The following is a 5,385-nucleotide window of genomic DNA, read 5'->3' as shown; positions in this document are numbered from 1 at the left end:
ACCTGGACGGCCTGATGGCCCGCCGCCGCTCCCTCGGACTGCCCGGACTCGCCGTCAACTGGGGCCCCTGGGCCGAGGTCGGCATGGCCGCGGACGAGGGCGACGCCTACGACCGGATCGGCCTGCGGATGCTCCCGGCCGACCAGGGCTCCCGCCTCGCGGTCCGGCTGGCCCGCACCGGGCGGGCGACGCACGAGGTCGCGGTGCTGGCCGCGGACTGGCGGCGGTTCCGCACCGCGCTCGGCGAGGACCTGCCGGCCGGCTACCTGGCCCGGCTCGGCGCCACCGCCGAAGGCGCCGTCACCGCCCCGGGCGGCCGTCCCGACCGGGCCGCGGACACCGCACCGCCCTCCGCCCGCCAGGAGCTCGCGGCGGCCGCCGACCCCCGGGCGTTCCTCGCCTCCTGGGTCGAGCGGACGCTGCGCGCGGTGCTGGGCTCGCGGGCGCCGATCGGCCCGCACCAGGGCTTCTTCAGCCTCGGCATGGACTCGCTGATGACCGTCGAGTTCCGGTCCAGGATCGCCGCCGGACTCGACCTGAAACTGGCCACCACCGTCGCCTTCACCTACCCGACCCTCGACGAGCTGGTGGGCTTCCTGGCCCGCGAGCTCGGCCTCACGGCCGACGCCGCGGCGCCGGTCCGGGCCCGCGGCGGCGCCGCGGAGCGGCAGGACGCACCACCCGCACCGGCGGCCCCCACCGGCGACGCGGTCGGCGACCTGATGGCCCGGATCTCGCAGAAGTACCAGAGCCACCGGAACGCCTGAACGGGTGCCCGGACTCCCCCACACGAACGGCGAAACGAAACAGAGGTACCAGAGTGACTACCCCGACCATCACCGCCGGAGTGCGCTACCTCGCCCCCCGGTGGCGTGACAGCGGGACCGCACCCGAGATCGGCGACTGGGGCTCCCTCGCCACCAACACCGTGCGGCACGACGTCCCCGTCGCGAACGCCCGGGGCACCGAGTACGGCCTCGACACCACCGGCTTCACCCTGCTCGAACACCGCACCGAGGTCGACTTCCGCGACGAGTCCGCCGTCCTCGGCCGGTACTTCGCGGAGCTCGCCCCGCTGGTCAAGGAGCAGAGCGGCGCCGACGAGGTCTTCGTCACCCACCACTTCGTCCGCTGGGGCGACCCGGAGGACTTCGAGGCCGGCTACGCCGGCTTCCTGCACGGCGACAAGGGCCTCGGCGACCCGTTCGGCTACACCCGCTCCCGGATCGAGGAGCTCGGCATCGAACTGGGCTCCGACCAGGACCACGACTTCGCCTGGTACAACACCTGGCAGCCCGTCGACCGCGAGGTGTTCCAGCACCCGCTGGCCCTGATGGACGCCCGGACGGTGCCGCGCGAGCACATCCACGACTACTACTACACGAGCGTGGGCGAGCCGCACCCCGAGTCGTCCCCGGTCTTCGACGAGGGCCACCGCTTCTACTACTTCCCCCGGATGCGGACCGACGAGCTGCTGATGTTCAAGCAGCTCGACACCCGCCCGGACCGCGCGCCGACCTGTCTGCACTCGGCCTTCACCGATCCGACCGCGCCGGACGACGCACCGCTGCGCCGCAGCATCGAGGTGCGCTGGATGTGCGCTTTCAAGCGCTGAACCGCTGAGTTGCTGGAGGGGAACCACACCATGGCCGGACCGACTCCGGACGCCGATCTGCTGGCAGCGCTGCAGCAGTCCGTCTTCGTCATCGACAAGCTGGAGGGCGAGCTCGCCCGTACCCGCGAGGACATCGCGATCATCGGCATGTCCTGCCGGTTCCCCTCCGCGGGCGGCCCGGAGGCCTTCTGGGAGCTGCTGCGCGGCGGAGTCGACGCCATCACCGAAGTCCCGGCCGACCGCTGGGACATGGAGTCGCTCTACGACCCCGACCCGGCCGCCCCGGGCAAGCTCTACAGCCGGCACGGCGGCTTCGTCGCCGACGTCGACCGCTTCGACCCGCTCTTCTTCGGGATCTCCCCCAAGGAGGCGGCCCGGCTCGACCCGCAGCACCGGCTGCTGCTCGAAGTGGCCTGGGAGGCCGTCGAGGACGCCGGGTACGCCCCGCGCTCGCTGCGCAACAGCCGCACCGGCGTGTTCGTCGGCATCGCCGAGAACGACTACGCGCGCCTCGTCGAGGAGGCGCACGGCACCCGGCTCGACCACTACGACGCCACCGGCACCGGCTTCTGCTTCGCCTCCGGCCGGATCTCCCACGCCCTGGGCCTGAACGGCCCCAACATGGCCCTGGACACCGGCTGTTCGAGCTCCCTGGTGGCCCTGCACCAGGCCGTCTCGGCACTGCGGCTGGGCGAGTGCGAGCTCGCCATGGCGGGCGGGGTGCACCTGCGGCTGTCCCCGACCACCTCGCTCTCGCTCGCCAGGACGGGGGCGCTCGCCCCCGACGGCCGGTGCAAGACCTTCGACGCGAGCGCCGACGGCTTCGGCCGCAGCGAGGGCTGCGGCATGGTCGTGCTCAAGCGGCTCTCCGACGCCCACCGCGACGGCGACACCGTGCTCGCCGTGGTCCGCGGCTCCGCGGTCAACCACGACGGCCCGGCCAGCGGCTTCACCGTCCCCAACCACCGCGCCCAGGTGGAGCTGATCCACAGCGCGCTGGAGAACGCCGGGGTCGAGCCCGAGCAGGTGGCCTTCGTCGAGACGCACGGCACCGGCACCCAGCTCGGCGACCCGATCGAGGTCAGCGCCCTCGCGAGCGTCTTCGGCGGGAGCGGGCACCCGGTGCTGCTCGGCGCCGTGAAGAGCAACATCGGCCACACCGAGGGCGCGGCGGGCATCGCCGGCATCATCAAGACGGTCCTCGCCCTGCGCCACGCGGAGGTCCCGGGGAACGTCCACTTCACCGAGCCCAGCCCGCACATCGAGTGGGACGGCCTGCCGTTCGTCGTGCCCACCGGGCCGACGGCCTGGCCCGAGGTCCCCGGCGGCGTCCGGGTGGCCGGGGTGAGCTCCTTCGGCATGAGCGGCACCAACGCGCACGTCCTGCTCGCCGCCGCACCCGACGCCCCCGCGGACACCGCCGACACCGCCGGGGGCGCCCCCGGGCGCACCGCGCAGGTGCTCACGCTCTCCGCGCGGACCGAGGACGCCCTGGACGAGGCGGCCGCCCGGATGGCCGCCTTCCTGGCCGGCGGTGCCGGCGGCGCCGACCTGGCCGACGTCTGCCGCACCGCCAACACCGGCCGCGACCACTTCGAGCACCGCCTCGGCGTGGTCGGCGGCTCGGCCGCCGAGCTGGTCGAGCGGCTGACCACGGGCGGCGCCGTCACCGGCTTCGTCCCCGCCCACCGGCCGGCCCCCACCACCGCCTTCCTCTTCACCGGCCAGGGCTCCCAGTACCCCGGCATGGGGCGGGAGCTGTACCGCACCCAGCCGGTGTTCCGGGAGGCCGTCGACCGGTGCGCGGCCGTCCTGGACCGCACCCTGGACCGCCCCCTGCTCTCCGTGCTGCACCCCGACACCGTCGGGGAGGCCCCGTACGACCTGGACCGCACGGAGTACACGCAGCCCGCGCTGTTCACCGTCGAGTACGCCCTGGCCGAGCTCTGGAAGTCCTGGGGCGTCACCCCGCAGGTGGTGCTCGGGCACAGCGTCGGCGCCATCGCGGCGGCCTGCGTGGCCGGGGTGTTCCCGCTGGAGGACGCTCTGCTGCTGGTCGCCGAGCGGGCCCGGCTGATGCAGGCCCTGCCGGAGGGCGGGGTGATGGTGTCGCTGCGGGCCGAGGAGGCCGTGGTCGCCGCCGCCGTCGCCGAGCACCCCCTGGTGTCCGTCGCCGCCGTCAACGGGCCCGGCGAGATCGTGGTCTCCGGCGACGCCGGACAGGTGGACGCCGTCCTGGCGGTGCTCGCCGGGCAGGGGGTGGAGGGCCGCCGCCTGCCGGTGTCCCACGCCTTCCACTCGCCGCTGATGGCACCGGTGGCCGAGGAGTTCCGGGCGGTGGCCCGCCGCGTCCGGTACGCGCCGCCGCGGATCACCGTGGTGTCCGACCTCACCGGCGCCCCGGCCGGGGCCGAGGAGCTGTGCGACCCCGAGTACTGGGTGCGGCACGCCCTGGCGCCGGTCCGCTTCGCCGACGCCGTCCTGGCCGCGCACGCGGCCGGCGCCCGGGTGTTCGTCGAGACCGGCCCGAAGCCGGTGCTGCTCGGCCTGGCCCGGACCGGCCTGACCGGCGACCGGGGCGAGGACAGCGCCTGGGTGCCGAGCATGCGCCCCGGCCGTGAGGAGGCCGAACTGCTCGCCGGGGCCGCCGCGCTGCACGTGCGCGGGGTGCCGGTCGACTGGGCCGCCGTCGACGGCCGCCCGCGGCCGCGCCGCGTCCCGCTGCCCACCTACCCCTTCCAGCGCGAGCGCCACTGGTTCACCGCGCCGGCCGGCGCCGGCCGCGCCGCCGCCCGGGTGCGGCCGCTGCTCGACACCGAGGTGCGGCTGCCGGTGTTCCGGGCGACGGTCTTCCAGAGCGCGCTGGGGACGGGCACCCAGCCCTTCCTCGCGGAGCACCGGGTCGCCGGCGCCCTGGTGTCACCGGCCGCCTGCCACCTGGCGATGGCCGCGAGCGCCGTCGAGGCCGGCACCGGCGCAGCCGCCGTCGAGCTGCGCGACGTGGTCTTCCCCGAGCCCCTCGTGGTGCCCGCCGAGGGCACCCGGACGGTCCAGCTCGTGCTGAGCCCGGCGCCGTCCGGCACCGACCGGGAGTTCCGCCTGGTGGGCGTCCCGGAGGGTGCCGACGAGGAGGGCTCGGTGCACGCCACCGGCCGGGTGCCCGAGGGCGCCGCGGCGGCCGGGGCCGCGCCGGTGGTGGACGTCACCGCCGTCCGCGACCGGCTGGACCGGGAGGTCGACCGCGAGGAGCTGTACGCGCGGCTGGCCGGCGGCGGCATCGAACTCGGCCCGGTCTTCCGCCGGCTGGACCGGATCTGGGCCGGCCGGGACGAGGTGCTGGCCACCGTCGCCCCGGCGGCGGGTGCCGAGCCCGTCGCCCCGGTCCACCCCGGGCTGCTGGACGCGCTGTTCCAGGCCACCGAGGCCGTCGCGCTCGCCGCCGGCACCGAGGGCACCGCCCGGCTGCCGTTCGCGGCGGACCGGCTGACGGTGCACCGGGACGCCGACCGGCGGGCCCACTGGGTCCACGCGCGCCGCACCGCGGACGGCCGTTGGGACATCGTCCTGCTGGACGGGTCCGGGACGGCCGTGGTCGAGGTGGCGGGCTTCCAGGACCGCCCGGCCCCCCGCGAGGGCTTCGGTGCCGGCCCCGAGTGGGCCGACTGGCTGGTGGGCGTCCGGTGGGAGGAGACCACCGAGGACAACCCGCCCGCCCCCACCGGACACTGGCACGTCACCGGCACCACCACCGACGTCGACCTCGGCCCCCA

The 5,385-nt window shown here is 75.7% G+C and carries 2 protein-coding genes and 1 pseudogene; all 3 read left to right on the top strand.

Annotation, left to right across the window (positions count from 1 at the left end; all coding sequences use genetic code 11):
* Positions 1 to 767, top strand: a 767-nt coding sequence (locus ACIA8Q_RS33725; protein ID WP_360223330.1) for a beta-ketoacyl reductase, incomplete at its 5' end; no start/stop codon positions are given.
* Positions 768 to 820: 53 nt separating this feature from the next.
* Positions 821 to 1,615 carry a CmcJ/NvfI family oxidoreductase gene (locus ACIA8Q_RS33720; RefSeq protein WP_360223327.1) on the top strand — a complete coding sequence of 265 codons (795 nt, stop codon included), beginning with the start codon at positions 821 to 823 and terminating at the stop codon, positions 1,613 to 1,615.
* Between the two features lie 30 nt (positions 1,616 to 1,645).
* A pseudogene (gene gdnG / locus ACIA8Q_RS33715) lies at positions 1,646 to 5,385 on the top strand (guadinomine polyketide synthase module 3 GdnG); the annotation flags it as partial.

It is taken from the genome of Kitasatospora sp. NPDC051705, assembly GCF_044453265.1.
In the GTDB taxonomy this organism is placed as follows: domain Bacteria; phylum Actinomycetota; class Actinomycetes; order Streptomycetales; family Streptomycetaceae; genus Kitasatospora.
Note: the sequence above shows the minus strand (reverse complement) of the source record. Positions and strands in the feature narration are given on the sequence as shown.